Raw genomic sequence first — 18,130 nt, forward strand, 5'->3', positions numbered from 1 at the left:
GGCAACGCGCCCTCAGCGGATCCGGGAAAGTGCGTCGCCGGGTCCGAGCAGGGATCCGACGACCTCGCCCCAGGCCCAGCCGCCCACGAACAGCGCGAGCAGGGGCAGAGAGCGCAGCAGGACTCCGCGATCCACGCCCTTGTCGAGGCAACGGCGCACGATGCGCATCAAGAGCAAGGGCGGAAGCGCGAAGGAGGCCAGGGCCAGGGCCATCCGCTTGGGGAACGGACTGGCGGCCGCACGCGCTCCGGCGTAGGAGCGGGAGTAGAGGTAGCGTTGCGAGAGGTAGAGGCCAACCGTGTAGTGCATCTTGTGGCCCACGACGATATCCGGGTGACACACCAGGTCGACGCCGTCGGCACGGATGGCGTCGTGAAGGTGGTTCTCCCAGAGACCCGCGTGGGTCACGTCATGGTGCTTCTCCAACAAAGCGCGGTCGTAGACGGTGTTGTTGCCGGTGATGCCGTCGACGACCCCGGCGGGAATCGGGGGAAGGAGGTGGCTGTACTCGCAGAGAAAAGCCGCTTCGTCCACCCAGCGCTCGCTGGCGGCGTTGGCAACGGCTCCCCCCACGACGCGAGCCGTCTCGCGGGCGGCCAGCATGCGCTTCGCCCAATCCCTGGGAACCACAACGTGGTCCTCGATCACCGCAACCGACGGCGAGTGGGCCCGGTCGAAGGCCATCGCCCGCAGGTCGGGAATCGTGGTCCCCGGCGGCGCGGACAACACCTCCGTCTCGGGGAAGCGCTCACGGATGCGAGCTGCGACGTCACCGCCCAGGCGCTCCGCGACGATCACATGGACGGCGGCGCCCTCTTGCTCTGCCAGGGCGGTCAGGCAGCCCTCCAAATCGCTCCAGCGGTTCACGAAGGGAACGACGACGGTAAGGGCGGCGGAAGCGTCCGTGATCGAGCTCATGGTCCTGGGCAGGCGTGGGCGTGCTCCTTGCGGACGGGAGGTGTGGCAAGTCTCGTACCCCGGTTGGATCCGGGCCAGGGCGATCTCAGCGTGTGGGTGGCGACATGAGTTGGAGTGAAGGGGGCGAGAGCGGGGGGCTGGCGCTGGCTCGGCGCATCGGGGTCCTGGCCTTGGTGCTCCTGCTCGTCTTCGGGCTCCGGGACGCCACGCTGGGTCCGGACGCCAAAGCGGACGACTACGCCCAGTACCTGCTGCACGCCCGCGCCCTCGTCGAGGGCCGGCCCTACGCGGATACCGGCTACCTGTTCTCCCCGCTCCAGTGGGGGGTGGGCCCGCCGGTACAGTCGCCGGGGTATCCGCTCACGGTGGCCCCGGCGTTTGCCCTTCTGGGGGAGCAGGCCTGGATTCCGGATGCGCTGTCCCTTTTGGGTGCCATCGCCTTCGTCCTGCTCGGCGGGCTGTACTTCGGTCGGATCGACCCCGTCTCCGGTGCGCTGAGCATGATGGTCACGGCGGTCGCTTTGGTGCAGGTGCACGCCATCGCCACTCCGGGCCCCGATTTGATCTTCTGCGCGCTGCTGTGGGCTGTGGCCTGGATCGCGGACCGCGAGGGCCGTTGGAGCTGGGGTAGGACGACCCTTCTGGCGCTGCTCGCGGTCATGGCCGTGCTCTACCGGATCGCGGCTCTGCCGCTGGTCCCGGCCTTCCTGGCGTTCGGTCTGCTCAATTGGCGCGAGCAAGGGGTCAAGCCCTGGCTCGCCGGTGTCGCTACGGGGGGCGCCTTCGCCTGGGTCTTCCTGATCTTCGGTGCCAGTCGCGTACCGGCGCCCCCGCAGTACGTTCTGGATGCGCTGCGCACGGCGCGCAGCCGCGCGCCGGAGCCCAAGGAGACCGGGCCCGCCTTCGTGGGACTCTCCGAGAACCTCTCCCTCTACACCCGCAGCGCTTTCGAGTTGGAGGCCTATCCCTTCCCCTGGAAGCGACTGAACCAGGCGTATCACCTGGCCGCGTCCTTGCCCATCGCAGTGGGGGCGGGCCGCTGGGGGATGCGCCGGTGGCGCAGCTTTGGCGTGCTGTTGATGTTCGCCTACGTGTGCATGCTGTTGCTTCTCTCGCTACGCACCGATCGCTACCTCTGGCCCGTGGCGCCAGTGATCGCCTTCGGGTTGGCGGCCGGGACGCGCGCGCTCCTCGGCTGGGCCATGCAGAGGGCGGAGCGCGCACGGACCGGCGTCGTGGTGTTGGTGATGGCGCTGGCGGCTCTCACGTTGGGCCGCGTGGTTCGGGACCCCGGACCCGTGCCGATTCGAGAGAACGCAGACGTGGCGGCCATGTTCGCGGCCGTGCGCCGCGAAGCCGGAGCGAGGTCCGTCCGCGTCGCCTTCTACAAGGCGCGCACCTTGACGTGGGAGGTGGGCGTTCCTGCCGCTCCGCTCGCCGGATCCCGTGTGGACGAGGCCGTGTTCCAGGAACTCGCCGCGCTCGATCTTACGCATGTGATCGTGGGGAGCCTGGATGGCGAAGCGCACCTGGCGGTGGAGCAGTGGCAGCGATTGGTGGTGGAGTACCCGGAGCGCTTCCAGCTTGTGGAGCGCAGCGGCGACTTCGCGCTCTATCGCGTCCTCACGTCCTGACAGGGGCGCCGGAGCGTTCGCGCAGAAACGCCTTGACGACATCGACGATGCGCTCGGCGGCATGACCATCCCACAAGGGTGGCTGACGACCACCGCCTACCGGAGCGTTCTCCAGTGAGGCGACCGCATCGAGGATGGCGTCCCGGGTGGGCTCGATCAGGCGGTTCGTGCCCTCGGTGACCGTGACCGGGCGCTCGGTGTTGGGGCGCGCCGTCAGACAGGGCACTCCCAGCACGGTGGTCTCCTCCTGGATCCCGCCGGAGTCCGTGAGTACGAATCCAGCCTGAGCGGTGAGGCCCAAGAACTCCAGATATCCCAGCGGCGCCAGGATGCGCACGTCTCCCAGGGCCTCCATGAGACCGAAACGCTCGAGGTTGGCCCGCGTGCGCGGATGGGCAGGGAAAAGGATCGGCCGCTTCTTCGCGATGTGCGCCAGCGCCTCCGCGATCGGCCCCAGAGTCTCGAGGCTGTCGACATTCGAGGGCCGATGGAGTGTGACCACGCCATAGGAACCCGGCTTGACTCCCAACTGCTGGACGATCCCGGTGGCGAGCGCTCGGTCACGATGGGCAAGGAGGGTGTCGATCATCACGTTCCCGACGAAGTGGATGCGTTCGTCGGGGACGCCTTCGGCGCGCAGGTTGTGGTTTCCGCTTTCCTCGGTGGTGAACAGAAGATCCGAGAGGCGGTCGGTCACGACGCGGTTGATCTCCTCCGGCATCCCCCAGTCGAACGATCGCAGTCCCGCTTCCACATGGGCCACCGGCACGCCCAGCTTGGCGGCGACCAGGGCGCAGGCGACGGTGGAGTTGACGTCCCCCACGACCAGCACCAGGTCCGGATGCGAGTCGAGCACCACCTTCTCGAACTCGATCATGATGCGGGCGGTCTGCACAGCGTGCGATGCAGAGCCCACGCCGAGATCGACGTCCGGTCGCGGAATCCCCAACTCGTCGAAGAAGATGTGCGACATGGCGCTGTCGTAGTGCTGGCCGGTGTGGACCAGTGTCTGACGAAGCGTACCCTCGCGCGCAAAGGCATCGACGATGGGGGCGATCTTCATGAAGTTGGGCCGGGCGCCGGCCACATGGATGATGTGCGGCATGGATGCGATCAGAAGAAGATGCGCACGCCGAAGATCAGGAAGCTGCCCAGGATGATGGCCCCACGGGCCACCCGCCCCCAGACCGCCGAGCTGACATTGGCGGGCACCACGAACTGATCGCCCGCCTGCAGGTTCATCTGATCCAGCGTGAGCCCTTGCACGAGGGCATCCTGCAACGGGTCGCCCTCCCAGATGTCGACCTCGCGGTCCAACTCCCGGCGCGTGATGCGCACCCGATCGAGATTGGAGGCCTGCTGAATGCCCGCCCGCATGAGCGCTTCTCCCACCAGGAGCGTGGAGGGAACGTTGAAGAAACCGGGATTGTTGACAGCTCCCGTCACCATCAGGCGGATGGTCGACTCCGCCTGTACCACCGGCTGCTGGATGAAGCGCGAGAGCTGCTTCGTGAGGTGCTCCTCGAGCTCGGAACGGAGCACGCCCTGCAAGCCGATCGCGCCCAACACGGGCAGGGTGATCTGGGGGCCCGCTTCCACAACGAAGGTATCCGCGGTTTGCCACTCTCCCTCGATCAGGAGGATGATCCGATCGCCGATGCGGAAGTCACCGTCCCGCAGGCGCTGGAGGATCATGTCGATATCCCGCCTGGCCCGCTCACGCATCGACCCGGAATACGCCGAGGAGGCCACGACCTCCTGGTTGCGGTCCAGGAGCGTCTCGAGGTCGCTGCGGGTCATCTGCAGGCCACCGAGCTGCGTGCGGATCGGGGGGACCTGGGCGGAGACGCCGGCCGTCGCGAACAGCGACAGAAGGAGCATCAGCGCGGCGAAGGCTCCGTGCTTGGTCATGGCGAGTGTCGTTCTCCACTGGGTTTCTGGGCCTTTGTCCGGCCCGCTGGCCTTTCACCGCAGGGCCCCTGCCGTCCCCGATTCGTCTCTCGGGCGGAGCAGGGATCTCCCCGGGTCTAGCGCGGGAAAGCGGAGGTCCACAGGTCAAGATCGGGGCCGCGACCCCCGGGTCGGCTTCCCCGCGCGAAGGCGAAGACTGGCAACACGTTTTGTGCCACTCGCCCTCGTCTTGCGACCCCCACGTAGGCGAGTGTGGTTGCGTTCCCGCAACAGAGTCTCGCTCGCCTGCCACGAAGCACGCAAGACGAGCGGTCGCGGCCACGGCCCGACAGACCGCTCGAACCCAGTCATCATGCGGGCTCTGTGCGCCCGTGCCCGTGCCCCCTGGCGCACGCGCACACGCGCATGGAAGATGCAGGGCCGAATCCTGCCGGCCGTTGGGTGAGCGGTGCGGCGACCCACCCCCGTGGTTTCAACCGAATGGTCGAAAACGAGACATCCGACCGGACGCCTCTGGCTCTGGTCGTCGAGGGGAATGACGCCTTGGCGTCGTCGCTGGTCGACCTCCTCGGCGGGCACGGCTTTGCGGTGCTACGTGCAGCTGGAGGGCGCCAGGCCCTGGAGCTGCTGGGCAAGGTGCGCCCCGACCTGCTGCTCATCGGCCTGATCCTGCCCGACGCGACGGGCCCGGACGTGGTCCGGGCGCTGGCGCGGGTGCCGACCGTCCGGTCGTCCACCCCGATCGTGATGGTGTCCGAGCGCGCACTCGACCCGGCCTCTCGGGTGGAGAGCTTCGAATCGGGTGCATGGGAAGTGCTCGAAGCCCCGTTCGAGGGTGGGCAGCTGGTTCCGCAGCTCCGGGCCTTCGTCGCCGCCAAGATGGACGCCGATTCTGCCCGGGAGGAGGGGCTCCTCGACCCGACCACCGGCTTCTACAACATTCGCGGCGTGCTGCGCCGCGTGGGCGAGGTGGCGGCAGATGCAGCCCGCTACCAACGCCCTGTGGCCTGCGTGGTGGTAGGGCCCGATCGCTCCGAGGGGGATCCGCTGGACCGTCGTAGCGCCGAACGGCTCAGCGAAGAGATGGCGGTGGGCATCACGGCCACCACCCGACTGTCCGACACGCTTGGCCGCCTGGGCGACGCCGATTTCGTGGTGGTGGCCGCCGGAACCGATCAAGAAGGGGCCAACCGGCTCGCCGAGCGCCTGCTGGCCCGGTTGGACCCCTCCACCGAGGCGCTCTTCGCGCGGCCTCTGCGGCTTCGTGCGGGCGTGTACGCGATCCCGGGCCACGCGGGGACATCCGTGATTCCCGTGGATCTCCTCACACGCGCGACCCTCGCGCTACGCCGAGCCCAGGACGAGGGGAACGGTCAGCGCATCTTCGGCTACGAGCGGGCCTGAGGCGTCCAACACGCGAACGAGGGGCACTGAAGAAAAGGGCTCCCGCGGATCGCCGCGGGAGCCCTTCGTGTTTCGTCTTCTCGCGAAATGGTCGGGCTAGACCTCGCTGGCCGCCGAGAGCGCGGCCCGCTCGGACTCGTCGCCTTCCTCGGTCGCGCCGTATCCCGGGAGGTAGGACGTGTAGTAGCGGTAGACACCACCTGGCTGCACGTCGTTGAGGATGGCTCCCAGGATCCGCACCGGCAGGCGTGCCAGTGGCCCGAGGCGGGCCAAGGTCAGCTCCCGGTTGGTGGCGCCGGTGCGCAGGATCATGACGAGCGTGCCCGTGAGGGTGCCGAGCAGGAACGCATCGCTCCCGGCGCCCAGCGGCGGACTATCCACCAGGATCACCCCGTACTGCGTCTTCAGATCGGCGAACAACTCCCTCATCTCTAGGGAGCCCAGCAGCTCCGGCGCGTGCGCCAGCCGCGACCCGGAGCTGATGATGTCGAGCGAGTCGTACTCGGTCTTCTGGATGATTTCCGACAGGGCGGCGTTGCCGGCCAGGTAGTCCGTCAGCCCCGGCTTGCGGGAACGGCCCAGGAGCTGGTGCACGTCACCCCGGCGGGTGTCGCCGTCGATGATGAGCGCTTTGCGGCCCAACTCGGCGAATGCGACGCCGAGGTTCGCGGTGATCAACGACTTCCCATCACCGCTGCCCGGGCTCGTGATGGTCAGGAGCAGAGGTCCGGGGCCCGCGCTTCCGTAGGCGTACAGCAGATTCAGGCGCAGCTCCCGGAAGGCCTCCACCACCTGGAGGGTGTTCTCCTCGCCCCGCTTGCCGGGGTCGCGCAGGATGGGGGGTACCGCCCCCAGGATGGTGAGCCCCATCTCGGACGTCACCTGCTCAGGGTAGTGCACCCGGGGGTCCAGGCGATCGAGCAGGATCGCACCGAGCACGCCAATGGCGAGGCTGCCGGCCAGGATCACCAGCACCATGCTGAGGCGCTGATCCGGCACCGGCGGCGCCAGGGGACTGGCCCGGCTCCAGACGCGCACGTCCGGTACCGTGCTGGCGGCAGCCAGGCGGGCGTTCTCGTAGCGGTTGTTGATGTCCTGAAAGAGGACCTGCGCGCTCTGTGCGTCCCGGGTGAGACGATCCTCCTGCAATTGCCGGGGCGGGATGTTCTGCAACTCGGCGGAGGCGTCATCGACGTCCTCTTGCAGATGCACTTCCTCTGCGGCCAACCCGTCCAGGACGGTCTGGGCCAGGCCGGGGATCACCTGACGCTCGAGGGTCTCGATCTGATTCCGCTTTTCCACAACCCGCGGGTCCTCGTCCGTATAGCGGTATTTGAGGACGCGCAGCTCCGCGTTGGCGGTCGTCAACTCCGCGATCGCCCCCATGAGCGGCCGCGAGTTCTGCACCGAGGGGACGTACTCCAGCGCCTCGATGTTCAACGGTGCGGCAGCGAGAGCGGCGTTGATCCGGCGCCGGTCCTGCTCGATTTGATCCAGGCGCAGCCGCTTCTGGAAGAAGTCCTGCATCACCGGGCCCTGGGTCATCTGCAGGCCGGGAGTGACCACCGCCCGCTCATTGGGCTGGGTGATGGTCTGGATGCGGTACTGCTCCAGCGAGAGCTCCTTCTCCTGGAGCTCCTGGGAGACGCGGTCCCGCTGTTCGGCCAGCTGGCGGGTCAGGTCGTCCGCTTTGGCCCGCTTGAGCTCGGTGGCCATCTTGACGTGCTGCTCGGCCACTCGATTCACGATTTCGGAGACGATCCGCGGGTCGGACCCGCGGAGCGTGAGGTGGATGAACGACGCCGGCCCCCGCACCTGCGGGGTCAGGCGGTTCCCGAGCTGGCGCGCCAGCGCTCCCGGGTCCCGAACGGTGAAGTCGATGACCCGGCCCGGCGTCAGCTCGGTTCGGCCGGGCTTCCAGTCCCACCCCAGAGCACGCCCGATGGGTGCGTCGACCTCGCCCTGTTCGAGGAGCTCGCCCCGATCGGTCGTCAGCGTGTAGCGGCCGCCCTCCGGGTCCACAGCCAGGCGGAATTCCCCGGCCAGCGGACTCTCCGAGACGTTGAAGCGGGCCACGGCCGCCGAGTCCTTCGCCTCGGTCGGCTGCACGTACAGCCGGAGCTCCTTCACCACCGGCTCGACCACGGGCGGAGAGGTCAGCAGGTCGACCCAGGCGTACTCCTGCAGGAGCTGCTGCGGCTGAATCGGCCCGCGCCGGGGGTCGGACTCGGGCTCCACCCAGAGGCTGGCGGAAGCCTCGTACTCCGGCTGGATCCACATCCAGACGCCGGCCGAGGCCAGAGCTCCGATCAGGAGCGTGGCGGCCGGCAGCCACTTCTGCCGAAGGACCGCGGAGACGTACCGACGCCAGGAAACCCCGGATTCCTCCTCGGGCGGCGCGTCGAGGAGCGGCCCGGCGAAGCGCGGGTCGCTGGGTACGGGGTGGATCGGTCCGTGGCCCCCTGGGGGCAGCAGTTCGGACATGTGCTCGGTCGGCTAGAGGTTTGTTCGCAGTGTCCGTACCCTGACCGGGGGGGCCCGTGTTTCACCCGACTCCGGAGGGTCCGTTCCTTCTATCAGCAATCTGAGTACCGGGATCGCGCTCATACCGCACAGGGGCGAAAGTACGGGCGTTGACCGGACGCGACACGCGGCCGGGCCCCTGATTCCGGCTCCGCCTTGTTGCGGTGGTGCGGCACAGTTGTTGCCAACTGCCACCACGGCTTCGAGGTCCGTCGCCCGCACGCCACCAATCCCGTGGCTGCGAGCGGGTCGAGCGGGACCTCTTTACCGTCGGCTCGGCAGAAGAGGATCATGGAAGATACAGCGACCCGGACCCGGGTGGGCTCCGGCCGGCCCTCCTCGCGCAGCGTGGGAAACGCAGGATCGAGTGAAATGGCGAACCAGCTCGTCGACGCCGAAGTGAAGAGCTCCATCAGCGTCCTGGTCGTCGACGACGAGCATACCCTCCGTGAGAGCTGCGGCAACCTGCTCCGGGCAGAGGGCTATCAGGTCGAGGTCTGTGGTCGGGGGGACGACGCCCAGGAACTCCTGCGTCGGAAGCCGTTCGACCTGGTGCTCCTGGATCTCTACATGTCCCAGGTGCCCGGCATGGAGATCCTGGCGTCGGCGCTGGAGGCCAATCCGGATACGATCGTCATCGTGATGACCGGGAATCCGTCGGTCGAGTCCAGCATCGAGGCCCTGAGGGCGGGAGCCTGGGACTACATCCCCAAGCCGTTCTCGGCGACCCATCTCCAGATCCTGATGGGGCGCGCCGCCCACGCCGTAACCGTGGCCCGTGAGAGCCGCGCCGGGCAGAGCGACCCACTCAAGTCGGCTGCGGTCGACGGCAGGATCAACCTTCTGGGCGTTTCGGCGGCCTTCCAGCGCGTGGTGGAGCTGGCGCGCAAGGTGGCCCGCACGGACGCGTCGGTTTTCATCACGGGTGAGAGCGGGTCCGGCAAAGAGGTCATTGCGCAATTCATCCACCACAACAGTCGTCGCAGCAGCCGGGAGATGATCCCGCTCAACTGCGCCGCTCTGCCCGAGACCCTCCTGGAATCCGAGATGTTCGGCCATGTGGAGGGTGCCTTCACAGGGGCCGTCAAGGAGAAGATCGGTCTGCTGGAGGCTGCCAACGGCGGGACGCTGTTCCTGGACGAGCTCACGGAAATGCCGCTGCCCATCCAGGCCAAGCTTCTGCGTGTGATCCAGGACGGTGTGGTCCGGAGACTGGGAAGCACCTCCACGGACGCCGTGGTCAACGTGCGCTTCCTGGCGGGCACCAATGAAGACCCGATGGCCGCGGTGGAGAAGGGCAAGCTGCGTCGGGACCTCTACTACCGCCTCCGGGTCGTACCCATCCACATCCCTCCGCTGCGTGAACGCCCCGAGGATATTCCCGTCCTCGCGGAGCATTTCCTCAAGCAGTTCTGGAAGCAGCATCGCGGCGCGAACGAGGAGGCGCCGCGGCTCACCGATCAGGCGATCGACGCCCTGCTGGATTGTCCCTGGCGAGGCAACGTCCGGGAGCTGCGTAACGTCATGGAGCACTCCGTCGTGCTTCTGCAGCCCGGCGTCGACATCGAGGCGGACCAGATTCCGTTCATCGACCGCGCGGAAGGAGCGGAGGTATCCGGGTCCGGGAACCTCTTGCGCGACGTTCCGCTGAACCAGGATTACCACACCGCCCGGGAGCAGGTGCTGGCGGAGTTCGAGAAGGGCTATCTGCAGCGGATCGTGCGGACCGCGCGCGGCAACATGTCCGATGCGGCCCGGATCGCGGGCGTCGACCGCACCACGCTCTACCGGTTGATGCAGAAGCACGGGCTCGACCGCCACGATCTGCTGACGCGGGGTGACTGACGCGCCAGGCACTACAGGCTGGGAGGACGGGCCCCGGGGGAATGCTCCCCGGGGCCCGTTTTGTTGGACGCCGGCCCGATCGTCACGACCCCGGTCGCACCGATCCGTCGCGATCTGATCGGGCGCGTGCGGCTCGAGCTGTCGCGCGCGGGCCACAGGCGTCGATGCGCGGCCACAGGCACTCCCGCCGCCGATGACCGAGCGGGTGCCCGAAAAGCCCGCCGTTGTGGGATTCTACGCCGGCGGACCGGACTGGCTCCCCGCCGCACGACCCTTGCACGGCTACGGGCGGGAGTCGTGACCGGATGGGATTGGGAACTACGCCTTAAGCGTTACGAAGGACACCGAGCTTTGAGCGGTTCCAAGAGAATCAGAGAGGACGCCTTGACGACGAACGTCTTGACCCAGGCGGGTCCTTCCACGGGAAGTGATCGCCGGCCCTGGACCATCTCCGGTGAAGCGGGCGGAGCCCGGGTCCCGTTCCCCCGGACGGCACGTGGCCCGGTCCGACCGACCGGACCCGCGCTCAGCACTCCCAAGCGCGAGCGGATCCGGCGCGTCCTGAACGTGGTGGCTGCGTCGACCCTCCTGGTGCTGAGCCTCCCCCTCATGGTGTTGATCGCGTTTCTCGTGAAGGTCACCTCGCCCGGTCCGGTGCTGTATCGGCAGCCGCGCGTCGGCCTCGATCAGCGCCGGAGCGAGGATCGGCGTTCCGCAGGACGCTCGGGACACGATCGCCGTCGCCGCGACAGCGGCGGCCGCATCTTCACGATCTACAAGTTCCGGACGATGCGGGTGGAGTCCGATGCACCGCAGGTCTGGGCATCGGCGGATGATCCGCGCATCACGCCGCTCGGGAAGGTGCTGCGCAAGACCCGGCTCGACGAGCTCCCCCAGCTGGTCAATATCCTGCGGGGAGACATGAACCTGGTGGGGCCGCGCCCCGAGCAACCCGAGATCTTCCTGCGCTTGCGTCAGGAGGTGCCGGCCTATCCGAGTCGCCAGGGAATCCTCCCCGGAATCACCGGGTGGGCCCAGGTGAACCACAAGTACGATCAGTGCATCGAGGATGTCGAGCAGAAGGTCCGCCTCGACCTCGAGTACATCGAGCGGCGCTCTGCCTGGCAGGATCTCCGCATCATGCTGCGGACGATCCCCGTGATGCTGTTCGGCAAGGGCTCCCGCTAGGTCACACCGCCGCGCGGGCGTCCGTGGGATGCGGACCGTCCGCCGCGAGTCGTGCGGGTGCCTACCCGTTCTTGCGATAGACCATTTCGTGGCAGCCGAGGCCACGGGTCTCCCGCACCACCACCGGTGTGAAGCCCCGCTCTCCCGCGAATCGCGTGACCGACTCGACGCTCACGGCCTCGTAGGGATAGCCGCCCACCCAGTCGATGATGTCCCGCCAGCGGTTCATGCCGCGGTCCACGCTCTTCCAGGAGCGGACGTAGTCCAAGGGCCGACCCCGGACCAGCTTGCCCAGCGCGTCCCGCACCTCGTAGGGCAGGATGGCGAGTGCCGCGTAGGGCGCTTGGAGGGGGCGGGGGAGGGCGACGTAGAGGCGCTTCAGGTGCCACCACATGCGGCTCTCCCACCCGCGATCGTTGTAGAGGGCCACGAAGAACAGACCGTCCGGCTTCACCCGATCGAGGGCCAGCTCGATCCCCTTCCACATGTCGCCGGTGTGATGCAACACGCCCCAGCTGTAGACGATGTCGAACTGACCCAGGCTCTTGCCGTACTCCGGATCCAGCGCAGAGCCACGCTCCACCGTCCACTGCGGGTCGTCCGGGAAGTAGCGTCTGCGTAGCTCCTGCGTGCAGGCCACCGAGTTCGGGTCGAAATCGAAGGAGTGCACCCGCGCTCCGAGCCGGCGGGCCACCAGGCTGGACAACCCGCTCCCGGAGCCGATATCGAGGAAGTCGAGCCCGCTGAGGTCGTCCAGACCGAGAACGTCGACGAACGAACGCTCTGCCCCGGCGATCCGGTCGTCGTTCAGCACGCGCAGGAAGCGCGCCCAGTTCTCCCCGAACTGGAAGCGTTCTTCGAGGGGCACCTCGGATGTCGACACTGGATCTCCTTCGCTCACGTCTGGTGTCAGGTCGTGTCAGGCGCCCGCTTGAGCCGGAATCGTGCCAGAAGCTGCAGGGCCTCGTCTCGGGACACCAGGCCGGTGGCCAGGACCAGCAGGCCGTAGACGACCGCCACAATGGGGACGCCGACGGCAAGCCGTGCCAATGGACTCGCAAAACTCCGCGTCAGGAGCCAGAACGGCGCGGTTGCGACTCCCGCCAGCACCGCGGCCGTCATCAAGCTCCGGAAGGGGAAGGAGCGATGCAGAGGCACCCCCAGGCGATGCGCGACCCGCGCCAGGCCGAGCACGCGCGTGGTGCCGAACCCGACGACATACGCGGAGACGGCGCCGGTGAGGGTGTAGAGCTCTGGAGTGGCGGCCATCCAGGCCAGCGAGACCGCCAGCCCCAGCCCGTTGGCCAGGAACAGAAAACGGGTGTCGCCCACGGCTCGGAGGATGCCATGGTCGATGATGATCGTCAGCAGCGACGCGAAGAGGAAGATTCGCAGCACCGGCGTGGCGGTCAGATACGAGGTGCCGAACAGCACATCGATGAGATCGGGTGCGAAGAACTCGGCGCCGAGCCAGATCGGCACGATGAACACGCAGAGCCGCGACACCGAGCGGATCCAGAGCCGGTGCAACTCGACGAGGTCGCCCGTCGGATAGACCGCGCTGGCGCGAACCAGCAGCACTTCCGCCACCGATGTGCTCAACAGCGCCGCGATCGGAATCTGCACCACACCGGTGGAGTAGATCGCGAACTGTGCCGAGGTCACGTTGGTGGAGACGAAGTAGTGGTGCGCCTTCGTGAGGGCGATCTCGAGGACCACGGCTGCCGCGTAGGGGAGTGCGTACCCGAGCTGGCGCCGCAGGTCGGCGCGGTTGGTCCGGCCGCCTTCGTCCCGGCCGCGGCTCCGCACGTATACGAGCAGCACCAGTGCGCGCAGGACGGCCAGGATGACCGTGCCCAGGAGCACCGCCGAGACGGTGCGATACACGACCGCCGCCGTCGCCGCGACCGCCAGTTTGAGCGCCTCGTTCGTGACCGTCAGCACGGCCGCGACCACGGGCCGCCGGTCGATGATGGGGAGGTAGAGGAGAACATCGCCCGGCTGGGAGAACGCGACGTATGCGGCGGCGATGGGCAGGAGGCTCGCCAGCTGCGGCACGCACGCCGCCAACTGAGGCTCGCAGAGAGCGCGGGCCAGGGGCTCGGCTCCCAGGCCGATCGCCAGTCCGCCTGCGAGGCCCAGCACCCAGAGCAGGACCAGGGCCTGCAGAATGAAATGATGCCCTTGGCGACGATTGCGGGGCAGGAAGTAGAAGAGCGAGGCGTTGAGGCCCAGGTTCAGGACCGGCAGGACCGTCTCGGCGACGAGCAGCGTCTGCTTGTAGAGTCCGAACTGGGTCTGCGAGAAGATGCGGACCAGTACGATCGGAATGAAGAAGGCCAGAACGTAGCCGAACACCCGGGCGCCGGTAAGCAGCGCCGACTGGACTGCCAGCGAGGGCTCCGGACGCGACTCGGTCTTGGTGGCGGGGGTCAAGGTCCTGATCGGGTCAGTTCGATGTGGGCCGGGCCTAGCCCGGAGTGCGTGTGCTGGGTCATGGCACAGGCCGTGCCCGGGGGCGAACTTCCGGCGGGCACGACGCGGCCAGTTTACCGGTCCGGGCGGCGAAGCGCGACATGCCCGTGGGAGGGGCGGACCTCCGGCCGGGCAGGGCTCGTTCGTGGCCGCCGCGCTCGCGTGTCGGCGATTCCGGTATGATCCTTGAGATGTTCGATCGTTTTTCGGGGGGACGGGTACAGTCGCGGGCTCCCGGATCACACAGCTGCGAGAAAAGGACGGTCATGCGGTCAGATCAGGCTTGGCGGCGCATCGGCGGGCTCCTGATCCTCCTGTTGGCACCGGCCCCTACGCTGGCCCAGAGCATTTCGGGAGGGTCGGTACAGGGGCGCGTGATCGACGCGCTGGGGAATCCGGTCTTCGAGGCGGAGATCACCCTGCAGTCACAGGGGTCGGGCGCGCTCTACCGCACCGTCTCACGGCGGGGTGGGGAGGTCCAGCTCTCCGCCATCCCCCCGGGGGACTACGACGTGCGAGCGGAGGCGCTCGGATTCCGGCCCCAGCTGGTACGCGGCGTCCCGGTGCGCCCCGGCGGCTCCTCCCGATTCACGGTGGTGCTGGAGCCTGAGGCGCCGCCGGTCACGCAAGTGGACACGGTTGGGTTCTCTGGCGGCGCGGCGGGATGGATCCGACCCGGGTCGGGACGCTGGCTGTCCCGTCTCGATGTGGCCGACCTCCCCGACCAGGGGCGGACTCTCGCCGACCTGGCTCGGCTCTCCACCGCGGTCTCCGAGGACCTCTCCCCGGAGGGCCTGCCCACGCGATTCACACGCTTCTATATCGACGGGATCGCCGTTGAGCCGGCGCGCCTACCCGGTACCGCGAGCGATCCGCTGGCGGCTCTGGCCCTGACCCGCTCGGCGTTTTCTGGCGTGGAGATCGTGACCGGAGAACCCGATGTGGAATGGGTGGACTGGGGCGGGGCCATCATCTCCGGCCTCACGCGGGCCGGTGGAGATCGCTCCGAGGTGGAGGCGTTCGGCGACTTCAGCGGGGGTGGTCTTTGGAGCTCCAGCGCCCTCGCGGGCACCGTGCCCAGCAGCCGGTCCATCCGAGGTGGCGCGAGCGTGAGCCTGCCGATCGTCGCCGATACCACCCAACTCGTGCTGGGCGTCGAGGGGTGGAGCACCGAAACACCTCGTCCCGCGACGCTCGCCAACCCCTGGTCCGGCAGCCCTGCCGAACTGGCCAGCGCCTACGTCGAGCCGTTCGAGGCCGTGTCGGCCTTCGGCCGCCTCGATTGGGCGCTACGCGGGGGCAATCGCTTCCACATTCGCGCGAACCTGGCCGCGCTGCGAACGCCGGAACCGCTGGGCATCGGCATCCCGGCCAGTGCGGGGCAGGTCGGCGTCACCGAGGGGCGGGACGCGTCTGTCGGTGCGACCGTCTTCGCCGGGGTCGCCCGCAACATGACGCTGGAGGCCAGGATCGGGGTCGAGGCGAGTCGTCGAGCGAGCCTGGGATCGGAGGGGCTGGGTGGAGAGGCGTTTCCTCGGACCACGCTGGCCAGTGTGGGCATTCCCATCGGCACAGATCCGTCCCTGCCTGCGGAGGTGGAGCGGACCGCGTTGACAGCGGCTCCCACGCTCCATGTGGATTGGGACGAGCACCAACTGAAGGTCGGCGGGCGCTTCGTCGTGCCCCGCTACAGCTACACGGCCGGTCCGGACCGGGCGGGCAGTTTCCTGTTCGGCGGGCCCTCGGATCTCGCCCGTGGCGAGGGTGCATGGCTCTCCGCCGATCCGGGCGGAGAATCGACCTCGTTCAACATGGTGCGTTTCGTCGGGTTCGCGCAGGACCACTGGGCGGTGGCGCCGGGCTTCGACATCACCTTCGGTGTCCAGACCACGACCCAGCAGCTCCCGGAGAGTCGCTGGAACACCGGGTTGGTGTGGGATTCGTTGACGGCCCTGGGCTCGGATTCCGTGTCTTCGCTCTCTGGTCTGGGGACGCGCTTCGGCTTCCTCTGGGACGTTGCCCAGGATGGAGTGACCGTGCTGCGCGGATCGGTCGGCCTCTCGATGGCCCCCGTCGATCCCACGGACATCTATCAGTTGCTGGTCGGGGACGGTCGGACGGTGGTCGAGCAGGCAGTCGCAGGGTTGGACGATTGGCCGTCGGCCCCCTCTCCCGCGGACGTCTACAGCGCACGGCGCGTCGCCCTTCTTGGACCGAACCTGCGCATGCCGCGCACCGCACGTGGGTCCGTGGGGTTCAGCCGCAGCGTGGGCTCCGGCACGTCGTTGCACCTGGGAGGCGTCTTCCGGAGAACCGAGTTTCTCCAGCGCATGGCAGATGCCAACACCGCCTTGGCCTCGGGCGGCACGGATCAGTTCGGACGCCCCCTCTACGGACCCCTGGCGCAGACCGGGAGCCTCCTGCGTTCGCGTGCCTCGCTGAATCGCCGGTTCCCCTCGGTCGAGCGCGCGGTGGCCATCAACAGCGACGGCTGGTCGCTGTACTCGGCTGCGACGATCGCCGTGGACCGGCACACGGCCAATAGCGACTTCTTCGGCAGCTACACCTATTCGAAGACCGAAGACAACCTGATCGGGGCGCGTGACGGAAGCTTCGACGCCATGGTCGATCCGGGGTTGATCGAGGGTTCCGACCCCTGGGCCGAAGGGCGCAGTGACTTCGACGTTCCTCATCGCCTGGTGGCGGGTGTGGGCCTGCGCCTGCCGTTCCTCGAAGGCGGCACCCTGAGTGCGCTGTATCGATTCCGCTCGGGCGATCCGTTCACGCCCGGGTTCCGGCCCGGCGTGGACGCCAACGCGGACGGTGCCGACCGGAACGATCCTGCCTTCGCCGGGGGACCAGAGACCGGTGGCGCCCTGTCTGAATTCGGCTGTACGGCCGCGACATCCGGGCGACCATTCGAGCGCAACGCGTGTCGCGGCCCGGCCGTGCAGGGACTGGACGTCCGCCTGCGGGTGGCCGCGTTCCGCGTGGGCAATCAGGTGGCCGAGCTCACCCTCGACGCGCTCAATCTGATCGAAGCGGAAACCGGCGTGCGCGACGCGGCGCTCTACCTCGTGGACGAAACGCAGACGCTGAGCCAGATCGGCGCGGAGACGGTGGTCCCGCTGACCGCCAACGCCGGCTTTGGCGACGTGCTGTTGCGACGTGACGCAGGGCGCTACTTCCGGATCGGACTACGCATTGGAGGCGCACGATGACGCGCTGGGGATGGGCGAGCACCGGCGTCGTCGCCGGAGTAGCGCTGGCCGTAGCCTGCACGGCTCCCGACTCGGGGGACATCCTGGAGATCGAGGCTGTGGGCAACGTCGTAGGACGCGTGTACTTCGACGCGAACGCCAACAACCGCGAAGACGCCGCCGATCCATCGGTGCCCGGGATTCCCGTGCGCATGACTGTGCGCGGGGCGCGTGAGGCGTTCGCGACCGAGGTGAGTGACGTCAACGGACAGTACACATTCGCCGATCTACCGGTAGGAACCTACTGGATCGGAGTGGACACACTGGTGCTGGGTGACACGCTCTTCGTTCTCGACGCGGACACGACCCCGGTCAACGTGCGTCCGACCGTGAATACAACGAAGGGGGTCGGGCTGGCGCTCGCGCAGGTCTCGATCGCCGAAGCTCGGCTGTTGCCCGTGGGCAAGAAGGTCACCATCGAAGGGTTTGCGCTGAACTCGCGCGTGGCCTTCGGAGACAGCACCATTCACCTATCCAATGGTCCCACTGCGATCCGGGCCATCAACACGCTCCGGAATTTCCCGCTGGTGACGGAGGGCGATAGCGTCCGCCTCACCGGGAGGACTGCGCGATACCTCGGGCAGCCCGTCCTGGATGGGGTGACCTCGCAGGTCCTGGTCCGGACGGGAACGCCCACGCCCGCGATCGTCTCTACCGTGGCGGCGGCTTCCGCCAATGGCGGTGCGCTGGACGCCAACCATGTGCAGGTCCGGGTGGCCACGGTGATCGACACCCTGACTGCGCCGAGCGGGGATCGGGTGGTGCGCGTGAACGACGGCACCGGAGTGCTGGAGGTCGTCTTCGACGACGACATCACCTTCAACCTCCCCTGGTTGCTGCCGGATTCGGTCGCTTCCCGACTGACGGGTGTGCTGGTGCCCACTGGGGCAGGGTCCTGGCAGATGAAGCCGAGGTCACAGGCCGACATCGTCCGTTGAGTTCGGCGACGCACTCCGTGCTTCTTCCTGGTCG

Annotated in this window: 12 protein-coding genes; 6 read left to right on the plus strand and 6 right to left on the minus strand. The window is 68.1% G+C overall.

Annotation, left to right across the window (positions count from 1 at the left end):
* Window positions 1-12 precede the first annotated feature (12 nt).
* Window positions 13-918 carry a glycosyltransferase gene (locus R3E10_01790; protein ID MEZ4414463.1) on the minus strand — a complete coding sequence of 302 codons (906 nt, stop codon included), beginning with the start codon at window positions 916-918 and terminating at the stop codon, window positions 13-15.
* Between the two features lie 104 nt (window positions 919-1,022).
* On the opposite strand from R3E10_01790, the gene R3E10_01795 reads away from it, so the two are divergent.
* Window positions 1,023-2,552: a hypothetical protein gene (locus R3E10_01795; GenBank protein ID MEZ4414464.1), complete on the plus strand. Its 1,530-nt coding sequence runs from the start codon at window positions 1,023-1,025 to the stop codon at window positions 2,550-2,552.
* Here the strand turns inward: R3E10_01795 and wecB are convergent.
* Both wecB and R3E10_01805 read right to left on the minus strand, forming a co-directional pair.
* Complete coding sequence (wecB, locus tag R3E10_01800; protein ID MEZ4414465.1) at window positions 2,542-3,657, minus strand: UDP-N-acetylglucosamine 2-epimerase (non-hydrolyzing); 1,116 nt, start codon at window positions 3,655-3,657, stop codon at window positions 2,542-2,544. The genes R3E10_01795 and wecB overlap by 11 nt on opposite strands.
* Window positions 3,658-3,665: 8 nt before the next feature.
* Window positions 3,666-4,463, minus strand: a complete 798-nt coding sequence (locus R3E10_01805; GenBank protein MEZ4414466.1) for a hypothetical protein — start codon at window positions 4,461-4,463, stop codon at window positions 3,666-3,668.
* 480 nt (window positions 4,464-4,943) lie between these two features.
* On the opposite strand from R3E10_01805, the gene R3E10_01810 reads away from it, so the two are divergent.
* Window positions 4,944-5,867 (plus strand): response regulator, encoded by a 924-nt coding sequence (locus tag R3E10_01810; protein ID MEZ4414467.1) that lies wholly within the window; start codon window positions 4,944-4,946, stop codon window positions 5,865-5,867.
* A 96-nt stretch (window positions 5,868-5,963) separates the two neighbouring features.
* Here the strand turns inward: R3E10_01810 and R3E10_01815 are convergent, their stop codons facing one another.
* Window positions 5,964-8,351, minus strand: coding sequence for a polysaccharide biosynthesis tyrosine autokinase (locus R3E10_01815; protein MEZ4414468.1), 2,388 nt, complete (start codon window positions 8,349-8,351; stop codon window positions 5,964-5,966).
* 411 nt (window positions 8,352-8,762) lie between these two features.
* On the opposite strand from R3E10_01815, the gene R3E10_01820 reads away from it, so the two are divergent.
* A complete protein-coding gene (locus R3E10_01820) occupies window positions 8,763-10,235 on the plus strand; it encodes a sigma-54 dependent transcriptional regulator (GenBank protein MEZ4414469.1) in 1,473 nt (490 codons plus the stop codon).
* A 384-nt stretch (window positions 10,236-10,619) separates the two neighbouring features.
* Window positions 10,620-11,423 (plus strand): sugar transferase, encoded by an 804-nt coding sequence (locus R3E10_01825; GenBank protein MEZ4414470.1) that lies wholly within the window; start codon window positions 10,620-10,622, stop codon window positions 11,421-11,423.
* Between the two features lie 61 nt (window positions 11,424-11,484).
* Here R3E10_01825 and R3E10_01830 read toward each other — a convergent pair whose 3' ends face one another.
* Entirely contained in the window at window positions 11,485-12,306 is an 822-nt protein-coding gene (locus R3E10_01830; GenBank protein MEZ4414471.1) for a class I SAM-dependent methyltransferase, read from the minus strand.
* A gap of 26 nt (window positions 12,307-12,332) precedes the next feature.
* Window positions 12,333-13,859, minus strand: coding sequence for a lipopolysaccharide biosynthesis protein (locus R3E10_01835; protein MEZ4414472.1), 1,527 nt, complete (start codon window positions 13,857-13,859; stop codon window positions 12,333-12,335).
* 305 nt (window positions 13,860-14,164) lie between these two features.
* On the opposite strand from R3E10_01835, the gene R3E10_01840 reads away from it, so the two are divergent.
* Together R3E10_01840 and R3E10_01845 are read left to right on the plus strand one after the other, a co-directional pair.
* A complete protein-coding gene (locus tag R3E10_01840) occupies window positions 14,165-17,119 on the plus strand; it encodes a carboxypeptidase-like regulatory domain-containing protein (GenBank protein MEZ4414473.1) in 2,955 nt (984 codons plus the stop codon).
* On the plus strand, window positions 17,116-18,096 hold the full coding sequence (locus tag R3E10_01845; protein ID MEZ4414474.1) for an SdrD B-like domain-containing protein: 981 nt from the start codon (window positions 17,116-17,118) through the stop codon (window positions 18,094-18,096). Before R3E10_01840 ends, R3E10_01845 begins: the two co-directional genes overlap by 4 nt.
* The last annotated feature ends 34 nt before the right edge of the window (window positions 18,097-18,130 follow it).

This window comes from Gemmatimonadota bacterium, assembly GCA_041390105.1.
Classification (GTDB): Bacteria; Gemmatimonadota; Gemmatimonadetes; order Longimicrobiales; family Gaopeijiaceae; genus JAGQIF01.